18 protein-coding genes are annotated in these 17555 nt (G+C 44.8%); 6 read left to right on the top strand and 12 right to left on the bottom strand.

The annotated features are described in order from the left end of the window. The first annotated feature begins 119 nt into the window (after positions 1 to 119). The 3 genes from ICN16_RS08825 (at position 120) to ICN16_RS08815 (ending at position 3358) form a co-directional block, all read left to right on the top strand. Positions 120 to 1805: a tetratricopeptide repeat protein gene (locus ICN16_RS08825; protein ID WP_216136655.1), complete on the top strand. Its 1686-nt coding sequence runs from the start codon at positions 120 to 122 to the stop codon at positions 1803 to 1805. Beyond that, positions 1798 to 2478 carry a glycosyltransferase gene (locus tag ICN16_RS08820; protein WP_216861911.1) on the top strand — a complete coding sequence of 227 codons (681 nt, stop codon included), beginning with the start codon at positions 1798 to 1800 and terminating at the stop codon, positions 2476 to 2478. The genes ICN16_RS08825 and ICN16_RS08820 overlap by 8 nt, the downstream gene beginning before the upstream one ends. Positions 2479 to 2644: 166 nt before the next feature. Further along, positions 2645 to 3358 (top strand): hypothetical protein, encoded by a 714-nt coding sequence (locus tag ICN16_RS08815; RefSeq protein WP_216136653.1) that lies wholly within the window; start codon positions 2645 to 2647, stop codon positions 3356 to 3358. 21 nt (positions 3359 to 3379) lie between these two features. Here the strand turns inward: ICN16_RS08815 and ICN16_RS08810 are convergent, their stop codons facing one another. The 6 genes from ICN16_RS08810 to hemA all read right to left on the bottom strand — a co-directional run bounded on the left by ICN16_RS08810 (position 3380) and on the right by hemA (position 9681). Beyond that, positions 3380 to 4678, bottom strand: a complete 1299-nt coding sequence (locus tag ICN16_RS08810) for an MFS transporter (RefSeq protein ID WP_216136651.1) — start codon at positions 4676 to 4678, stop codon at positions 3380 to 3382. Positions 4679 to 4705: 27 nt separating this feature from the next. Then, on the bottom strand, positions 4706 to 5980 hold the full coding sequence (rmuC, locus tag ICN16_RS08805; RefSeq protein ID WP_216136648.1) for a DNA recombination protein RmuC: 1275 nt from the start codon (positions 5978 to 5980) through the stop codon (positions 4706 to 4708). A gap of 33 nt (positions 5981 to 6013) precedes the next feature. Then, positions 6014 to 6322: a Grx4 family monothiol glutaredoxin gene (gene grxD / locus ICN16_RS08800; protein WP_216136645.1), complete on the bottom strand. Its 309-nt coding sequence runs from the start codon at positions 6320 to 6322 to the stop codon at positions 6014 to 6016. A 91-nt stretch (positions 6323 to 6413) separates the two neighbouring features. Then, positions 6414 to 7352 carry a peptide chain release factor N(5)-glutamine methyltransferase gene (gene prmC / locus ICN16_RS08795; protein ID WP_370625625.1) on the bottom strand — a complete coding sequence of 313 codons (939 nt, stop codon included), beginning with the start codon at positions 7350 to 7352 and terminating at the stop codon, positions 6414 to 6416. Beyond that, positions 7285 to 8364 (bottom strand): peptide chain release factor 1, encoded by a 1080-nt coding sequence (prfA, locus tag ICN16_RS08790; RefSeq protein ID WP_216136642.1) that lies wholly within the window; start codon positions 8362 to 8364, stop codon positions 7285 to 7287. The genes prmC and prfA overlap by 68 nt, the downstream gene beginning before the upstream one ends. Beyond that, positions 8365 to 9681, bottom strand: a complete 1317-nt coding sequence (hemA, locus tag ICN16_RS08785) for a glutamyl-tRNA reductase (RefSeq protein WP_216136639.1) — start codon at positions 9679 to 9681, stop codon at positions 8365 to 8367. A 1-nt stretch (position 9682) separates the two neighbouring features. On the opposite strand from hemA, the gene ICN16_RS08780 reads away from it, so the two are divergent. After that, entirely contained in the window at positions 9683 to 9982 is a 300-nt protein-coding gene (locus ICN16_RS08780) for a hypothetical protein (RefSeq protein WP_255533712.1), read from the top strand. Here ICN16_RS08780 and ICN16_RS08775 read toward each other — a convergent pair. From ICN16_RS08775 to ICN16_RS08760, 4 genes are read right to left on the bottom strand one after another with little or no spacing between them, the layout of a single operon-like run. Next, a complete protein-coding gene (locus ICN16_RS08775; RefSeq protein WP_216136637.1) occupies positions 9979 to 10755 on the bottom strand; it encodes a uracil-DNA glycosylase in 777 nt (258 codons plus the stop codon). The two genes, ICN16_RS08780 and ICN16_RS08775, sit on opposite strands and share 4 nt — an antisense overlap. After that, the gene (locus ICN16_RS08770) at positions 10755 to 12539 is read right to left on the bottom strand and encodes a M61 family metallopeptidase (protein WP_216861910.1); all 1785 of its coding nucleotides are present in this window, start codon (positions 12537 to 12539) and stop codon (positions 10755 to 10757) included. Before ICN16_RS08770 ends, ICN16_RS08775 begins: the two co-directional genes overlap by 1 nt. A gap of 12 nt (positions 12540 to 12551) precedes the next feature. Continuing rightward, positions 12552 to 13268, bottom strand: coding sequence for a DsbC family protein (locus tag ICN16_RS08765; RefSeq protein ID WP_216136634.1), 717 nt, complete (start codon positions 13266 to 13268; stop codon positions 12552 to 12554). After that, positions 13261 to 14535 (bottom strand): FAD-dependent monooxygenase, encoded by a 1275-nt coding sequence (locus ICN16_RS08760; protein ID WP_216136631.1) that lies wholly within the window; start codon positions 14533 to 14535, stop codon positions 13261 to 13263. The genes ICN16_RS08765 and ICN16_RS08760 overlap by 8 nt, the downstream gene beginning before the upstream one ends. Before the next feature lie 39 nt (positions 14536 to 14574). Between ICN16_RS08760 and ychF the strand changes: the two genes are divergently transcribed. Then, positions 14575 to 15669, top strand: coding sequence for a redox-regulated ATPase YchF (ychF, locus tag ICN16_RS08755; RefSeq protein ID WP_216136628.1), 1095 nt, complete (start codon positions 14575 to 14577; stop codon positions 15667 to 15669). A gap of 64 nt (positions 15670 to 15733) precedes the next feature. Here the strand turns inward: ychF and ICN16_RS08750 are convergent, their stop codons facing one another. Continuing rightward, positions 15734 to 16084, bottom strand: coding sequence for a hypothetical protein (locus tag ICN16_RS08750; RefSeq protein WP_216136625.1), 351 nt, complete (start codon positions 16082 to 16084; stop codon positions 15734 to 15736). 139 nt (positions 16085 to 16223) lie between these two features. On the opposite strand from ICN16_RS08750, the gene ICN16_RS08745 reads away from it, so the two are divergent. Next, a complete protein-coding gene (locus ICN16_RS08745; protein ID WP_216136622.1) occupies positions 16224 to 16754 on the top strand; it encodes a hypothetical protein in 531 nt (176 codons plus the stop codon). On the opposite strand, the gene trpC is transcribed toward ICN16_RS08745, so the two are convergent. Then, entirely contained in the window at positions 16751 to 17554 is an 804-nt protein-coding gene (trpC, locus tag ICN16_RS08740; RefSeq protein ID WP_216136620.1) for an indole-3-glycerol phosphate synthase TrpC, read from the bottom strand. The two genes, ICN16_RS08745 and trpC, sit on opposite strands and share 4 nt — an antisense overlap. Between the last annotated feature and the right edge of the window lies 1 nt (position 17555).

The raw sequence follows: 17555 nt of genomic DNA, 5'->3' as shown, positions 1-17555 counted from the left end.
GGCTCACAGATATATTATTTGTGGGCCTTTTCTTTGGTCTTCCCGGAAAAAATACCTGCTTTGCCCATATTCCCATTGCTGTTAGACTAGTTGGCACCCCCTCAATCGCATTGCAATCAATGAATCAACAATTAATATTTTTTCTTAATCAAGCGATCCAATACATTAGAGCTGGAAATTTTGATTCTGCGGAGTTGATGTTGAGACAGGCCCTCAAGTTGCCCGGTAAAAATCCTGAAGTATTGCGTTTATTAGGCGTAATAGAGGCTAAAAAAGAAAATTACGAAGCTGCTTTAGGTTATTTAAGTGATGCATCTAGATTGGCGCCTAAGAGCGGAATTATTTATAGCAACAAAGGAAATGCCCTGCAAGGATTAAAGCGCTATGAAGAAGCAATTAAAGCCTATGATCAAGCAATCATGATTGAGCCTAATTATGCAGAGGCTTATAGCAACAAAGGAAATGCCCTGCAAGGATTAAAGCGCTATGAAGAAGCAATTGGGGTCTATGATCAAGCAATCATGATTGAGCCTAATTATGCAGAGGCTTATAGCAACAAAGGAAATGCCCTGCAAGGATTAAAGCGCTATGAAGAAGCAATTGGGGTCTATGATCAAGCAATCTTGATTGAGCCTAATTATGCGGAGGCATATAACAATAAAGGAAATGCCCTGCAAGGATTAAAGCGCTATGAAGAAGCAATTGGGGTCTATGATCAAGCAATCATGATGGAGCCTAATTATGCGGAGGCATATAACAGCAAAGGAAGCGCTCTTGTAAAGCAAGCACTATACAGCGAAGGTTTATCCCTGTTTGAGAAAGCGACCACGATAAATCCAGAATTTGGTGACGCAAACTTTAATATTGCAGTGCTAAATTTAAAGTTTTTTCAGTTTGGAGTTGGCTGGGAAAAATATATCTGGCGATGGAATTCCAGAAATTTTAACTCTTTGCCACTCATCTCGAGCAAGGGAGATTGGAGTGGCCAGGAGTCCCACAAAAAAATATTGGTGTGGGCAGAGCAGGGGATCGGCGACCAAATTCTTTTTGGAAGCATGTTTAGCGAATTAAAAAAAATGGCCCCTAACCTTACAATTTCGGTCGATAGAAAATTACTAACTATTTTTAGAAGGTCATTTCCACAGATTGAATTTATTGATAGTTCTTATCCTATCCCTGAAGACTCCTATGATGAGCAAATTTCAATGGGTGCTTTGGGAGGGGTGCTTAGGGGCAGTATTGAAAGTTTTAAAAAATCAACAGTCCCTTATTTGGTCGCCGATGAAGAAAAGACTGCGAAACTCAAAAGTCAAATTCATCCCCCTGGGAAAAGTCTGTGTGGAATTTCATGGCGCAGTGCAAATAAAGACATTGGGGAAGATAAAAGCATACCAATTAGTGATCTAGCCCCGTTGTTAATGACTGAAAAATTTAAATTTATAAATTTACAGTACGGAGATGTGGAAGAGGATCTGAAGATTATCGGTGAGATGGTTGAAAATAAAGTTAACTTCATCAAAGAAGTGGATTTGTATGGCGATGTTGATTCTGCACTTTCGCTTATTGACTCATGCGATCTAATTGTCACTTCCAGCAACTCCACTGCCCATATGGCTGGAGCCTTAAGTAAAAAAACCATCCTCATTCTCCCATTTGAGTCCGGAAAAATATGGTATTGGCATGTGAATGACGGGGATAGTCTTTGGTATCCTTCAGTGAAAATTTTTAGTCAGACTCGGCAGGGAGATTGGACTGAAGTGATTGAGAGGGTAAAAATTTACATGGAGTCATTGTCTTTTGAATAAATCAATTTCCTTGGCAGTTGGCTTTGATCAAAGAGAAGCTATTGCTTACCATGTCTTTTGTCAAAGTGTTATAGATCGATCAACTGTACCAGTTCAGTTCATGCCGCTTGCTGAAAATACTTTGAATGAGTACAAAGAGATGCACACTGATGGCAGCAATAAATTTATTTACTCAAGATTTCTAACTCCGTATTTGATGGGATTTTCTGGTTGGGCAATCTTTGCAGATGGCGACATGGTTTGTCAGGCTGATATTTCTGAATTATGGGCTTTGCGTGATAAGACGAAAGCTGTCCAGGTAGTAAAGCATGATTATCAAACCAAGGCCAATACGAAATACCTCGGCAATAAGAATGAAAACTATCCGAGAAAAAATTGGTCTAGTGTAATTTTATGGAATTGCGCTCACCCGTCTAATGCGGTTCTCACTCCTGAGTTCATTCAAAATCAGCCAGGCTCCTACCTTCATAGATTCTCATGGCTCAGTGATAATTTGATTGGAGATCTTCCAATTGAGTGGAATTGGCTTGCGATCGAGTATCCAGAAAACCCCAACGCAAAGTTAATTCATTACACACTAGGAACCCCTTGTTTTAAAAATTATGCCAACGAATCTATGTCGGAACAATGGAAAAAAATGCACGACAGATGTGTTGAGGGTTTTGATTATTGATTGGCAGGCTGAGAATTAATGCCGTTTTTTTAGAAGATAATAGAAGCTAGCAAATTTAAGTTATGAATCTTAGTTTCCTTATATATGTAGTTCTGTTAAGAAAAACTATGAGTTAATTTTCTATTTTTATAGAAATAGTGACTCTGACACCTCTCTGATTGTTTATATGTATAGAATTGCATTCTTCTGGGTAGGCGGCGATATAAGCATTCCAAAATGTTATGTCGAATCTATTCGCATGATTTATGGTGATGGTATTGAAATTTTGCAGTTAAGTGATGAGAATACGGAGTCGATTTCTGGTGTTGATGCCGTGATAAGAAAAAATTTGCCTGCTTCTATTATGTTGGCGCGTCTTGAGGCATATAGCCAGGTTAGGATGGACGACAGATATACGTTTTTTACTGATGCAGACAGTTTGCTCATTAATCGGCTGAATATTAAAGCAGGAAACGATATTCTTCTTACTCCGCGGATTCTAGATTTCCCTATCAATCCAAATTATCCCGAGTACTACGAGGAGTTCGTGGGCAAAATGATAGGAGAGGTGATGCCATTTTTATTTGGAGCTATTGCGCTTAAGGGTAATAATGAATTTTTTAAAACCCTATTAGCAATTTGTGAAAAATTACCCACTCGTTTTCATCGATGGTATGGTGATCAATATGCATTGCATAAGGCAATAAAAAATCAGCTATTTTCATATGATTTATTGGATCCCAATATCCATTTGCGAATTACAAAAACTGCCCCAACAATTTGGGAGTTAACTCAATTGCGAAATGATGGTGTCCAGTTGATTACGTTTAAGGGGCCGGATAGTAACAAATCAGAAAACATGCCAATTGCACTTAAAAATTTACGTCAATTAGTCCAGTAGCGTAAAAATCAATTTCATCAACTAAATACTTAAATTATTTTTTTTGGTCTCTGGTAAAAAGATTAATCCTACAACTGCTCCACTGGCTAAGAAAATAGTCGGATACCAAAGCCCTGCAATATTGCTTTCCCAATATTGATTTAACCAGGTAACAATCAGAGGTAGCAGTCCGCCTATCCAACCTGCAGCAAGATTGTGTGGAAGTGTTGCTGCACTATTTCTGGTTTTTGCGGGAAACAGTTCTGCTAGTAATGCTGTTTGTGGGCCAACTACAAGCGCGAGAATGGCTGATAGGGTAATTAGTACCCCAATAGTTGCGATCGTTGAGTTATTGCTCAAATTTTGCAGTAAGTTAAATGCTGGCAAAATGAATATTGCTCCTAAGGCCAAGCCGCTCAGGACTACAGGCTTTCTGCCGATTTTGTCTGAGAGCCATCCTGCCAGCACAGTGAGCGGTAGAAGCGCTACTGTTGCAAAAGCGCTGAGCTGGTCTACAAGCTGTGGCGCAAGCATGACGGAAGTTTTCAGAAAGATCGATGTGTAAACCTGAACACAGAAAAAAAGTACCGCACCGCCAGCAGAGATGCAAAAGAAGAGAAGAAACATTCGTTTGCGAGTTTCTGGATCCCTGAGGTTGTCTCGAAGTGGATTCTTAGATTGCCCCTCTTCTTTGCTGAGTTGCAAATAGATGGGTGTTTCCTCTAAAGCCATGCGCGCTTTGAATGCCACCAATAACAAGATTAGCGATACCCAGAAAGGTACGCGCCAGCCCCAGGATAGAAATTCTTCTGGGGTGAGATAGCTTTGCAATAGAGCGATCTGCAAAGTTGAAACTAAAATTCCTAGTGGCCCCATTAATTGCAGAAAGCTAGTCTTAAAACCGCGATTAGAGTTGCCGGAATGCTCGGTAAGGTAAACAGCGCTACCACCAATTTCACCACCAGCTGAGAGGCCCTGAAGCAGTCTTAAGCCAACTAAAAGAATGGGGGCCCAAATCCCGACTTGAGCATAGGTTGGTAAAAAACCTACGCAGACTGTAGCAATCCCCATGAGGGTGATAGTAATCATGAAAACGGGGCGACGACCAATACGATCGCCAATGCTGCCGAATATGGCGGCGCCAATAGGGCGTACAACCATTCCAACCCCAAAGGTGGCCAAGCTTGCTAAAAGTCCGGTACTTGGGTCGCTTGATGGGAAAAATAAAGGCCCAAAAACTACTGCCAAGGTGGCGAATGTTAAAAAGTCATACCACTCTAAAAAGGTCCCAAAACAGGCGGCGATAGCAACTCGTCTGTAGGAATGAGATGAGGCTTGCATTGCTGACGGGCTGATTGCAGTTAACTTTTATTCTGAATCTGAGGAGGATTCAATGAGGGGGGCAGATAAATTTTTACTTGGTTTAACACCAAGTTCACGCACTTTCTCTGCCGTGCGAATGAGATTGCCTTTGCCTGATTTAAGTTTATTAAAGGCATCGTGATAACTGGTTTGAGCCTGATCTAGGCGTTGACCAAGTTTTTCTAGATCATCCACAAAGCCAACAAACTTATCGTAGAGCGTGCCACATTGCTTAGCAATCTCAAGCGCATTACGGTTTTGTGAATCTTGACGCCACAGATGCGCAACAGTTCTCAGTGTTGCCATCAATGTGCTTGGGCATACCAACACAATATTTTTCGCTAAAGCTTCTTGATAAAGATTTGGTGCAGTTTTGAGGGCTAACAAGAAGGCGGGCTCGATGGGGACAAACATGAGTACAAAGTCGACTGAACCAATACCATACAAAGAACTGTAGTTTTTACTTGAGAGCCCTTGAATGTGTTGACGCAAGGATTGAATGTGAGCAGCAAGTTCTTGCTCCGCAACCACTGGATCTGATGACTCGGCATGGCGTGAGTAGGCGGTAATGGAAACCTTGCTATCAACTACCAGGCTTCTACCCTCAGGAAGTTTTACGACAACGTCTGGCTGCAGACGTGAACCGTCTATTTGGGTATGGCTATCTTGGACTAAATACTCTTCACCTTTGCGCAGGCCAGAAGATTCCAGGATGGATTCGAGCACTAATTCGCCCCAATTACCCTGTACCTTCGAGTCGCCCTTGAGTGCTTGGGTGAGCGAGCGAGTTTCATCTGACATGCGCAGATTCAGATTGGCAAGTCGTTCGATCTCACTTTTGAGGGCAAAGCGTTCGCGCGCTTCGTTGCCGTAAGAGGTATTTACCTGCTCCTTAAATTCGGACAACTTTGTTTGAAGGGGTTTAAGTAGAGCATCTAAATTGGCGACATTTTGCTCGGTAAAGCGCTTTGACTTGTCTTCTAAAATTTCATTAGCCAGATTCTTGAACTGACTAGTCAGGGCTTCTTTGGCTTCGTTGAGCGACTCAATTCTGCCAAGACCTTGTTTGCGTTCGGAGTCCAGAGCCGCCTCAAGTCGAATGGCATTTTGCATTGCCTGATCACGCTCTGCGCGCAGGCTAATAGCCAGTGCGGCTTCAGTTTGGGCCTGCTGCTCAACGCGAGAAAGTGTTGAGCGTAAGTTTAGTACGTAGACTAAAAGGCCTGCACATAAACCGAATGGCAGGCCAAATAGAAGAAGGGAGCTTAAGTCAAAGGTCACTGATGGTTGCTTCTGGTTTTACTCGCTGAGTAATTAAGCCTTTACTAGACTTTGCAATTCACCGCTTTGGAACATCTCCGTCATGATGTCTGAGCCACCAATGAACTCACCATTGATGTAGAGCTGTGGAATAGTTGGCCAGTTAGCAAATTCTTTAATGCCCTGACGAATTTCTGCATCTTCCAATACATTGACGGTATGCAGTTTTTCTACGCCACATGAGCGCAAGATATTGACCGCATTTCCGGAAAAGCCGCATTGTGGAAACTGGGCATTGCCCTTCATAAACAATACAACGGGATGACTAGAAACGATTTCTTGAATTCTTGCTTGGGTATCCATAATTTTTTCCTGAATTTGTGCTGTGAGGCAATGTTAGTTTGAGACTAACAATAGTGATAATTTTAAGGCTATCTGGAGAAAAAGGTTAATTCTATCTATTACTGCTAAGGTCTCTTCGCCCAGATGCCGCGCGACTGTGGCCCGCTAAATCAAGGTGAACCTGAATATCTATTAGGCCTGCAGTTTCCATGAGCCCAACCACTGCTTCAGATTGATCAAACCCATGCTCTACAACAATCAGGCCACCAGGTTTTAGGTGTTTATCCGCACCGGAGATGATGATCTCTAAACAGCTTAACCCGCTGGCATGGTCGGTTAGCGCTGAAGGCGGCTCAAATCGAAGGTCTCCTTGGATGAGATGGGGGTCCTCGGCGGCAATATAGGGTGGGTTGCTGACAATCACATCAAAGTGCTTTTGTGGGACCGCCGCTTCATACCAATTTCCTTGTGAAAACTGGACTTGCTCTGCCAGATTCAGAAATTGAGCATTGTGCTTTGCAATACCTAAAGCCTCTGATGATCGATCTGTTGCGATTAGGGTGGCTAATGGAGTTGCGCTTGCGATAGCTAGTGCGATAGCGCCAGAGCCTGTACCCAGGTCCAGGATTGTGCAGGGTTTGTTGAGTTTGGCAATTTCAGCTAGTGCAATCTCTACCAGCAGCTCAGTTTCTGGACGAGGAATTAGTACTCCAGGCCCTATCTGTAGCTCAATATTATGAAAGCCCTTCTTACCCAAGATATAAGCGATTGGCTCACCATTTACTCTTCTGGAGACTAGGCTTTCCCATTCCTGAAAAGCTTGCCCACTCAGATTCATATCGTCACGAGATAGCAGAGCAGAGCGTGGGAGTTGGTAGTGTTTCTCTAGTAGGTGGGCTAGCAATATCCGCGCTTCATTGGCTGGCAATGCGCAGTGGCTAATTAATTCACGTAAAGATTGGCCGTCACTCATTCCGCTTGTATTAACTGTCACCAAGAGCTGCAAGAAGTTCAGCTTGATGTTCTGATGCCAGCGCATTGCATAGATCATCTAAATCACCATCCATCATGGCATCAATTTTGTACAGCGTGAGATTAATGCGGTGATCAGTGATCCGACCTTGAGGGAAGTTGTAAGTACGAATACGATCACTACGATCACCAGAGCCAATGAGGGATTTACGGGTTTGCGCTTCCAGTTGGTGTTTTTCACGTTCACGCGCATCCATGATGCGTGAGACTAGCACCTTCATCGCTTGTTCACGGTTGCGATGTTGGCTGCGATCATCTTGACACTCGACTACTGTGCCAGTTGGCAGATGGGTAATACGCACGGCAGAATCTGTTTTATTAATATGCTGACCGCCAGCACCAGAGGCGCGGAAAGTATCAATCCTTAATTCTGCAGGATTAATTTTGACTGCTTCTAGCTCATCAGCCTCGGGCATCACTGCTACCGTGCAGGCTGAAGTATGAATTCGACCCTGAGTCTCTGTTTGAGGTACACGCTGTACGCGGTGACCGCCGGATTCAAACTTGAGTCGTGAGTAAACCGATTGACCGACTAAACGCAGAACAACTTCTTTATATCCACCCAGGTCGGATTCGGCAGCATTCACTATCTCGACTTTCCAGCCCTGACGCTCTGCAAAGCGTGTGTACATGCGGAGCAAATCACCAGCAAAGAGGGCGCTCTCATCACCACCGGTGCCCGCACGAATCTCCAAGAAGACATTGCGTTCATCATTCACATCTTTAGGTAGTAAAAGTTTTTGTAGGATGCCTTCAAGCTCTTCCATGGTGGCTTGAGCTTGCTTTTGTTCTTCATCAGCAAAGTCCTTCATCTCAGGATCTTTGCGCATCTCTTCCGCAGCTTGAGCATCGGCTTCAGCCTGCTTATATAAGCCAAATTGCTCTACTACCATCGCAATATCAGAATGCTCACGTGTGAGCTTCCGATAGTTGTCCATGTCTTTTGTGGACTCTTCGGTAGTTAATAAGGAATTGAGTTCGGCTAAGCGCGTGTCTAGGTGGTCTAGCTTAGCCCGCATGCTGGGCTTCATCTAATGGTCTTCTGGCTTGGAGTGCGAGGCGAATAATTTGGGGAGCAACTTAATCAGGGCGTCACGCTCAGCGCCATTAGAGTGTTGTAAAGCATGCAATGAGCCGTGTAAGAACTTATTGGTTAAACCTTGCGCCATTGCATTGAGAACTTCTTGGGGATCTTCACCGCGCATTAATCGTTTCATGGCACGATCTAACTCTAGCTGCCTTAGGTGTTCACCTTGTTGTTGAATATCCTGAATGAGTGGAACAGTTTTCCGGCCCTGCATCCAGTGCATAAAATTACCAACGCGATCTTCAATGATCGCTTCGGCTTGACTTACTGCTGCCTGACGAAGAGAGGCGCCGGTTTGAATCATTACACCTAAATCATCTACCGTATAAAGATAGATGTCGTTTAAGCGAGCAATCTCTGGCTCAAAATCGCGAGGTACTGCTAAGTCGATCATCACCATCGGTTTATGACGGCGTTGCTTCAGTGCGCTCTCCACCATGCCCAGGCCAATAATCGGAAGTGAAGATGCTGTGCTCGAAACGATGATGTCAAATTCGTGAAGGCGAGAAGGTAGCTCAGAAAGCTTAAAGGACTCCGCTTCAACATCTTGAATAGAAATCGAGTCTGCTAATTCTTGGCCGCGTTCAATAGTGCGATTGGCAATCGCGACTGCTTTCGGTTTTCGTGCGACGAAATGGGTGGCACATAAAGTGATCATGTCGCCAGCACCAATAAAGAGTACGCGTTGATCAGCAATGCTTTCGAAGATGCGTTCAGCTAGCCGAACAGAGGCTGCTGCCATTGAAATCGAATGTGCACCAATTTCCGTTGAACCACGAACCTCTTTTGCAACGGCAAACGTTTTCTGAAAGAGTTGGTTGAGATAAGTGCCAAGAACGCCTGCATCATTTGCAGTGCGCACAGCATCTTTCATCTGGCCCAAGATTTGGGTTTCACCAATCACCATTGAATCCAATCCACAGGCAACTCTGAAAGCGTGACGTACTGCATCCGATTGCGGTAGTGAATAAATGTGCGGCTCTAAGCTGCTTGGAGCAAGTTGTTGAGTTTTTGCCAACCAATCAAAAGTCGCTTCATGCAAGAGACTGGCTGCATCTGCATCATTAGCGGCGCAATAGACTTCGGTGCGATTGCATGTGGATAAGATGGTGGCTTCTGGCAGCCCGGCCTGATTCGCGCCAACGAGATGTTGGCGAAGATCGTGCAACGCTTCTTGAAGAAATTCAGGGTCAAAGGCGACCTTTTCCCGAATGGCGACCGGCGCTGTGTGATGATTGATGCCGAGTGTCAACAACTTCATAATGGTGATTATAGATTTGATGGCAGCAACAATGGGGGTGGCAATGGGGTTTTTAGCTTTTCTAGTGATCGGCGGCTTAACGGGCGTATTTGCCCTGGTTTTTTACCCGGGACAGCGTCAATTCAAGCCTAAAGCTAAGCAATTCCTCATTGCCATGGGTATTGGCTTCTTGGCTGCCCTAGCCAGCTCCTATATCGGACAATTTACAGGCTTATTTCAGTCGGGTCAGATGCTTGAGTGGCTCAGCGCCATAGTGGCTTCTTGCCTTGTGGGTTGCCTTTATACGGCAGTAAAGAGCTAGTTAAATAGGGCGGTCTGGGGGCTGGTATTGGTGTTTTGCCCATTTAGGGCATTCCAGCGAATCGGGGTTTCATGGTGCGCCACTAGCCATTCATTTGTTTTGGTGAAATGCCCACAGCTTGTCACTCCACCAGGCTTCAGAAATGGCCGATCTGTTTTATAGACCCCAAGCCCAGAGGGGTGGGAGGATTGCAAGATCAATTGATCTGAGCCTACCTCAATGAAAGGTAGCTTCGACTGGGCATGGCCGCCCCAAAGCATCCAGACTAGATGCGGTTTTTGCTTTGCCAGGCCGCCAATAAGTCTATCAACAAGGGATCTCCATCCAAGATTGGCATGGCTAGCCGCTTCACCTAATTTAACGCTCAGAGCAGTATTCAGCAGTAGTACACCTTGCTCAGCCCAGTCGTGTAGATCACCATTGGGAAGGGAGCCAAAACCCTCCAAGCTTAGTGCTTTGCTGATATTGCGCAAGGAGCTGGGAAATTGTCGAGAGTTGGTAGGAATATCGCTTGGGATGGAGAAGGCTAGGCCTTGAGCTAGTCCAGGTGAGTGATACGGATCCTGCCCCAAGATGATGACCCTGACTTTCGCGAGCGGGGTTAATTTCAGCGCTTTGAAGAAATTCTGTGGCTCAGGGCGAATTTCCACTGCATCTTTGCTCAGCTCAGCTCTGAGATTAGTCTGAAGTACTTGCCATTCTGGGGATTCAAAATAATCGCCGAGTAGGACGCGCCAGTCCTCGGGAATGTCAGCTGCAGAAAACGAATGCATTACTCGGTTGGAGTGAGTGTGTACTGGCTTGGAATTTGATCATCCTCAAGAATGGTCATGCACTCATGCTCCAAATCATCTCGATAAAAGCAAATTTGGATTGATTGTCCTGAAATTAAGCTAGACAAGACTTTATCCCAGCGAGCGGGAGTAATGCGCTCACCATTAATGCTGGCTAAAAGGTCTCCAGCGGCTAGACCTGCTAATTGCGCAGCTCCACCATCAAGTACATGGGTTACCTTTAACCAACCATTGCTATCGCTATGACGCAAGCCGAATTGCAGCTTGATCTTCTCAATTTTGGAATGGGTTTTCTGTTTAACCAAAATCGCTTCGGAATCAATCCATTTCTGAATTGGAATATCTTCAACGCCAAAGATGTAACGTGACTTAAACTCATTCCAAGTTTTATTAAAGCCCGCACCCAGAAGTGTTTGCATTAAGTCATCTAGACCATCTTCGGTAATCCCATCAAGCGTAACTCCATGTGTTTGCCAGATGAGACGCATCAAATCATCTAAGGATTGACGGTTGCTTGTGAATGCACGAATCTTGAGATCTAAACCTAAGGCAAGCAAAGCGCCCTTACCGTAATAACTTACGACCGCATTCGGCGTATTTTCATCTGCTTGGTAGTACTTAGTCCAGGCATCAAAAGAACTATCTGCAAGGCTTTGCTTCAATCTACCTGGCCCGCGCAAAATACCATTCCAATTATTCGCAACTAGCTTGAGATAGGTTTTGAGGTCAATACGTTTGCTGCGGAATAATTGCAAGTCATCGTAGTAGCTAGTGAAGCCCTCGAATAACCACAGTAAGCGCGTATGGTTTCTACGATCGAGTTGATAGGGTTGGAACGCCTTGGGTTGAATGCGTTTGACTAGCCAGGCATGAAAATACTCATGACTACAAAGACCTAAAAACTCACGATAGGATGCTTCATCCAAAGGAGTATTGACTTGAGGAATCTGATCGCGACGGCATAGCAATGCAGTGCTATTGCGATGCTCAAGTCCACCGTATCCAGAAAGAACTGCATTGACCAAAAATAGGTAGTTCTGAAAAGGAGCTTTCTTGGTCTTGGGTTCAAAGAGGTTGATGGTGCAAGTACAGATAGCCTGAAGATCTGTCGCCAAGCGCTCTAAATCAACTTCATGAATACAGCCCTGAATTGCCATGCTATGGGATACACCATTGGATTTCCAATGAGCAATCTGAAACTCACCCATAGCAATCGGATGATCCAGTAGATCGTCATAATTTTTGGCGAGATAAAAGCCGTAACCTTGGTTATCTACTTTGGCTGCTTGCAGGCCGGTCTGCACAGTCCAAGAATTCGTGCAAGTATCTTTAGGTGGAATTAATACTAAGGCGCATGGCAAAGACTCTTGACCTTTGACTGCCAAACATAAGCTACTTGGATTGATAAACGCACGCTCGGTGTCTAGATAAGCGGCGCGCACCGAAGTATCAAATGCATATACTGTTGTGAGGATCTCTACTGCGCCACCTACCTTAGGCAAGCGCCACTGATCGTTATCAATTCGCTCTAGCAGGAGTGCTTCATGTGGGTTATTGACTGCGAAGGCTTCAATGGATTCAATTTGTTTGCTGAAGTCTCGTATTAAATAACTGCCCGGAATCCAGGCGGGCATTTGCACAATCTGCCCATTTGGTAATGGGTTCTCAATACGCAATTTCACATGAAATCGGTGGCCGTGTAAATCTGCCGACCAAATCGTGTACTGGATTGCAGGCAGATCAGAGATATTCAAGGTGTGCATAAGTATGAGTAATTACTTCAAGCTGCTAAATTTCTTTTCAATATCAGTGATTTGAACGGCACCCGGGAAGCGACTACCATCAGTAAAGAAAATAGTCGGAGTGCCTGTAATGCCATAGGTTTTGGCAAACGCCATATTCTTGTCCAAAGGAGTAGCGCAGTCGCCTTTGCCGCTCGGAGTAATACCATTGATCATCCAGTCAACATAAGCCTTTTGCGGGTCAGCAGAGCACCAAATTTGTTTAGATTTTTGTGCAGAGTCGGCGGAAAGAATTGGAATTAAGTAGGTGTAGACAGTAACATTATCTAATTGCTGCAAAGATTTTTCCAAACGCTTGCAGTAACCGCAATTCGGGTCAGAGAAAATAGCCAGCTGTCGACTGCCATTTCCACGTACTGCTTTTAGTGCATTGGATGGGTTCAGTTCGGACCATTTAATGCGATTCAGGTCTGCCTGTTTTTGTTCAGTAATATTTTTCCCTGTTGCAATCTCAATGATTTCACCCTGAATTAAATACTTGCTACTCGCATCGGTATAAAACACATCGTTTCCAACCAACACTTCGTATATGCCTGGAATGGGTGATGGAGAAACACTTTTAATTTTGGTGTTGGCGCCAATCTTCTTTTGCAATTCAGCTCGGACCTGTTGTTCTGATTGTGCGTTGACTATTCCCGCCAGAAGGCTGAGGGAGAGTGCTAACGCAAAAGTAGAAAATAATTTATTCAAAATCAGAATCTCCGAGGGCGCGCTCAATGAGGCGTCGTTTAATAAAGTGACTACGATTGACCATGCCTAGTCCCCAGTTACGTAATTGCATTTCAGTGCCGCTGCTTGCTGAGAATAGCTTCTTCAGTTTGTCTGTCACCCAGAGCAAGGCGCTGGTGTCGCCTTGACGCTGACGTTCGTAACGGCGTAGCAATACTTTATCGCTCGGCAAGCGGAAGGACTCCCGCTTACTCAAAATATTTAACAGTGTTGCCACATCTCTCAATCCTAAGTTCAAGCCTTGTCCAGCGAGGGGATGCATCACATGAGCAGCATCACCAATTAGCGCAACCTTGGGATTGTCATCTGGCCCGATAAAGCGACTTGCACGAATTCTCCTTAATGGAAAAGCGGCTGGCGTCGAATTGAGCGTAAGCGATCCAAGTTGCTCGATGATTGCCCCATTAGCAATTGAGGAAAATTTTTCATTCCAGCCGGATTGATCAAGCTTTAAAAGTTCAGCAGCATTTTCAGGCGAGGTTGACCACACCATAGAGACTTGCTTATTTGGCAATGGCAACATCGCCACAATATCGCCACCTGGCAAAAACCATTGGTAGGCGGTTTCTAAATGCGCATTACTGCAAATCCAATTGGCTACTACGGCGCTTTGTGAATAGCTTTCTTCTTTTATTGAAATTCCTAGCTCAGTTCGAATGGGTGAATTAGCTCCATCAGCAGCAATGATGAGTTGAGCACGCAGAGTAGATCCATTTGTGAGGTGAAGGGTTGCCCCGTCGGAATCTACTTGAATGTTTGTTACTGCGTCATTGATGCGCTCCAATTTATTTTGGAAGCGTGAGGCTTGATCTAGGGTGTGTTCGATCACATTTGCTTCGCCAATCCAGGCCAACTGGGGCGTGCCTGCTTCAAAAGCAGATAGATGCAGTCGATCATGTTTTTCTCCGCGATCGCCATAAATTCGCATATCTCGAACAGGCTGCATACGACTGTGATCAATTGCATCCCAAATCTGTAGATGGGACAGTAATTTTTGGGTGCTCGGAGAAAAAGCGTAAATACGTTGTCCCCATTGATCCCCTTGGGGGGCAGGAATAGCGTGCCCAAGGTCGGGAGCAATTTGAATGGTTTGTAGACCAAGTTGAGCTAGGCCTAGTGCACAAGCCTTGCCTGCTATGCCTGCGCCTACTACGACAACATCAACCGTCCGCATTTGGGGGGTATTTTTAGGCAAACTAGCGTGGGTATTTTGGCGAACTTCTGACATATCTCGATGATATCGAAACTAGCCCTTTACAATACGGCTATGTCTTTGAAATGTGGCATCGTCGGCCTGCCTAACGTCGGCAAATCTACCCTCTTTAACGCGCTTACCAAGGCTGGAATCGCGGCGGAAAACTATCCTTTCTGCACGATCGAGCCTAATGTGGGTGTGGTCGAGGTTCCTGACCCCCGTCTAGCCGCTCTGGCTGAGATTGTGAAGCCTGAGCGCATCCTGCCTGCTGCTGTCGAATTTGTCGATATTGCGGGTTTGGTGGCTGGCGCCTCTAAAGGTGAGGGCCTGGGAAATCAATTCTTGGCCAACATTCGTGAAACAGACGCGATTACCCATGTGGTTCGTTGTTTCGAGGATGCTAACGTGATTCACGTGGCTGGAAAGATCGATCCAATTTCCGATATCGCGGTGATTGATACCGAGTTGGCTTTGTCAGACTTAACTACCGTTGAAAAGACCCTACAGCGTTCAAGTAAGGCGGCTAAGTCAGGGAATGATAAGGATGCGGCAGCCCTAGTTGCCGTTCTGACTAAGGTGCAGGCGCATTTGGATCAAGCTCAGCCTGTACGAAGCTTGAAGTTAACCGAAGAAGAAAACCTACTCTTAAAGCCGTTGTGCTTAATTACTGCAAAGCCTGCGATGTATATCGCTAACGTTAAAGAAGATGGCTTTGCTAACAATCCGCATTTAGAAGCAGTGATTCAGCATGCAGCTAAGGAGGGCGCACCGGTGGTTGCCGTATGTGCAGCAATCGAGGCTGAGATCGCCGATTTAGACGATGCTGACAAAGCAGAGTTCTTGGCAGACCTCGGTATGGAGGAATCTGGATTAGATCGCGTGATTCGTGCGGGTTATAAGTTATTGGGTCTACAGACTTACTTCACGGCTGGCGTCAAAGAGGTGCGTGCATGGACTATTCATCAAGGTGATACTGCTCCGCAGGCTGCCGGAGTGATTCATACAGACTTTGAGCGTGGCTTTATTCGTGCGCAAACCATTGCTTTTGAAGACTTTATTCAATTCAAGGGTGAGTCTGGCGCCAAAGAAGCCGGAAAGATGCGTGCTGAGGGCAAGGAGTATGTTGTTAAAGATGGTGATGTCTTGAACTTCCTTTTCAACGTTTAAATCAGCAGCTCAAAAGCAAAAAGCCCTTAATAAATAAGGGCTTTTTGCTCTATTTGGACCTGAATTAGCTTGCTTTAACAGCTTTTTCTAAACACTTGGAGATTTCTTCGTAGCGTTTGATGGCTATCTTGCTGGGCACCACTTCTTTTTTGCGCCCATCTTCATTTGCAGCCATCTTGATATAACCCATGGCACTGAGATTTTTGAGTCGCCCATGAAGGGTTGCTTGGGAGCCGAGATCAGATAAAGAAATAAGATCGCCAACCAAAATGGACTTCTTGTCATGAAAGCTCAAAATAATTTTATCTAAAAGACTTTCTTCAATAGAGTCGAGCTTTTTCCCAGGATTGATGCGGTCAAGCACATCAATCAGGTTTAAAAATCGAATGTAGCAAGAAGATTTGACGGTGGACATGGCTTTATATTGGTGTTGTTAGAGGCTATTAGCCTCAGGGTTAGTCTCAGTATATTCCCTAATTCATGGGCTGGTAGTATGAGCCAATAATTCATAAATAACCATGCTGATAGTCATGAAAAGAATATTCTCGGAATCGATGACAGGCTTTTTGGTTAGTATTTTCTCCTATTCAATTCTGTTTTATCTCAACGATTGGCTTACAAGCCATCTAGCTTATGGGTTGGGTGTGAATTGGATTTACCTTCCCGCCGGCTTACGTTTATTCCTGACGCTCGTTTTTGGCTTATCCGGCGCTGTTGGAATTGCGCTCGCATCTTTCATGATTTGTTATTTTGGGCAATTTCCACCAGAGCTCACTACCTGCATAGGAATTGGCTTGATATCTGGATTTGCTCCTTATCTAGCAAGAATTTTTGTAGTGAGCAATGTAAATGTCTCGCCCGACCTCAGTAATTTGAGCTTACCAAAATTAGCACTATGTATTTTGATCTACGCCCTATTAAGTGCAGGCTTGCATCAATGGTGGTTTGCGGTCAGGGGTCTTGATGAGACTGGAAGCTTTAATCACTTCCTTGTGATGCTGCTTGGTGATGTATTGGGAACAGTGCTACTAGTTGGTCTTATTAAAGCTGGGCTTGATTTACTCAAGCGTTCTCAGCGCGCTTAATTAAATAGTTCGCTTAAAGCCGCGCCCGGATCATTCGCGCGCATAAATGCCTCGCCCACCAAGAATGCATTGATCTGATGATCACGCATCAACTGCACATCAGCACGACTCATGATGCCCGATTCAGTAACCAGTGTTTTTCCAGTAGGCACCATCGATAGTAAAGATAAGGTTGTTTGAAGGGTAACTTCGAAAGTCTTTAGATTACGATTGTTGATACCGAGTAACGGCGTCTTTAACTCGAGGGCCTGCTCCAATTCTGGAGCGTTATGAACCTCAACCAATACGTCGAGACCAAGTTCATGAGCACAAGCTTCCAACTCTTTCATTTGATTGAGCTCTAAGCACGCCACAATTAATAAAATAGCATCGGCACCGATTGCTCTAGCTTCATAGACTTGATAGGGATCAATCGTAAAGTCTTTACGTAGTACGGGAATTCCACAAGCGGCTCTAGCAGCCTGAAGATAAGCATTAGATCCTTGGAAATAATCCTTGTCTGTGAGAACGGATAAGCAGGCCGCACCGTTTTTTTCATAGGATTGTGCAATCTCAGCAGGCTGAAAGTGCTCGCGTAAGATTCCTTTGCTAGGGCTAGCTTTTTTAATCTCCGTAATCACTCCAGCTTTGCCTGCAACAATCTTTTTCTCGATAGATTGAATAAAGCCCCGTGGTTTTAACGCTGCGTCACGATTATTTTCTTCGGCTTGATCGCGTTGGTTGGCTAAGGAGATTTTTTTTGAATCAGCGGCAACCTCAATTTTTTTGGTGGCAACAATTTTATCGAGGATATCGCTCATG

Source organism: Polynucleobacter sp. es-MAR-4, assembly GCF_018882055.1.
In the GTDB taxonomy this organism is placed as follows: Bacteria; Pseudomonadota; Gammaproteobacteria; order Burkholderiales; family Burkholderiaceae; genus Polynucleobacter.
Note: the sequence above shows the minus strand (reverse complement) of the source record. Positions and strands in the feature narration are given on the sequence as shown.

Excerpts from the sequence above, each read along its gene's own strand:
- ICN16_RS08825 (WP_216136655.1), top strand. The coding sequence starts at position 120 with ATGAATCAACAATTAATATTTTTTCTTAATCAAGCGATCCAATACATT.
- ICN16_RS08815 (WP_216136653.1), top strand. The coding sequence starts at position 2,645 with ATGTATAGAATTGCATTCTTCTGGGTAGGCGGCGATATAAGCATTCCA.
- ICN16_RS08810 (WP_216136651.1), bottom strand. The coding sequence starts at position 4,678 with ATGCAAGCCTCATCTCATTCCTACAGACGAGTTGCTATCGCCGCCTGT.
- grxD (WP_216136645.1), bottom strand. The coding sequence starts at position 6,322 with ATGGATACCCAAGCAAGAATTCAAGAAATCGTTTCTAGTCATCCCGTT.
- prmC (WP_370625625.1), bottom strand. The coding sequence starts at position 7,352 with ATGATCTATGCAATGCGCTGGCATCAGAACATCAAGCTGAACTTCTTG.
- prfA (WP_216136642.1), bottom strand. The coding sequence starts at position 8,364 with ATGAAGCCCAGCATGCGGGCTAAGCTAGACCACCTAGACACGCGCTTA.
- hemA (WP_216136639.1), bottom strand. The coding sequence starts at position 9,681 with ATGAAGTTGTTGACACTCGGCATCAATCATCACACAGCGCCGGTCGCC.
- ICN16_RS08780 (WP_255533712.1), top strand. The coding sequence starts at position 9,683 with ATGGTGATTATAGATTTGATGGCAGCAACAATGGGGGTGGCAATGGGG.
- ICN16_RS08775 (WP_216136637.1), bottom strand. The coding sequence starts at position 10,755 with ATGCATTCGTTTTCTGCAGCTGACATTCCCGAGGACTGGCGCGTCCTA.
- ICN16_RS08770 (WP_216861910.1), bottom strand. The coding sequence starts at position 12,539 with ATGCACACCTTGAATATCTCTGATCTGCCTGCAATCCAGTACACGATT.
- ICN16_RS08760 (WP_216136631.1), bottom strand. The coding sequence starts at position 14,535 with ATGTCAGAAGTTCGCCAAAATACCCACGCTAGTTTGCCTAAAAATACC.
- ychF (WP_216136628.1), top strand. The coding sequence starts at position 14,575 with ATGTCTTTGAAATGTGGCATCGTCGGCCTGCCTAACGTCGGCAAATCT.
- ICN16_RS08750 (WP_216136625.1), bottom strand. The coding sequence starts at position 16,084 with ATGTCCACCGTCAAATCTTCTTGCTACATTCGATTTTTAAACCTGATT.
- ICN16_RS08745 (WP_216136622.1), top strand. The coding sequence starts at position 16,224 with ATGACAGGCTTTTTGGTTAGTATTTTCTCCTATTCAATTCTGTTTTAT.
- trpC (WP_216136620.1), bottom strand. The coding sequence starts at position 17,554 with ATGAGCGATATCCTCGATAAAATTGTTGCCACCAAAAAAATTGAGGTT.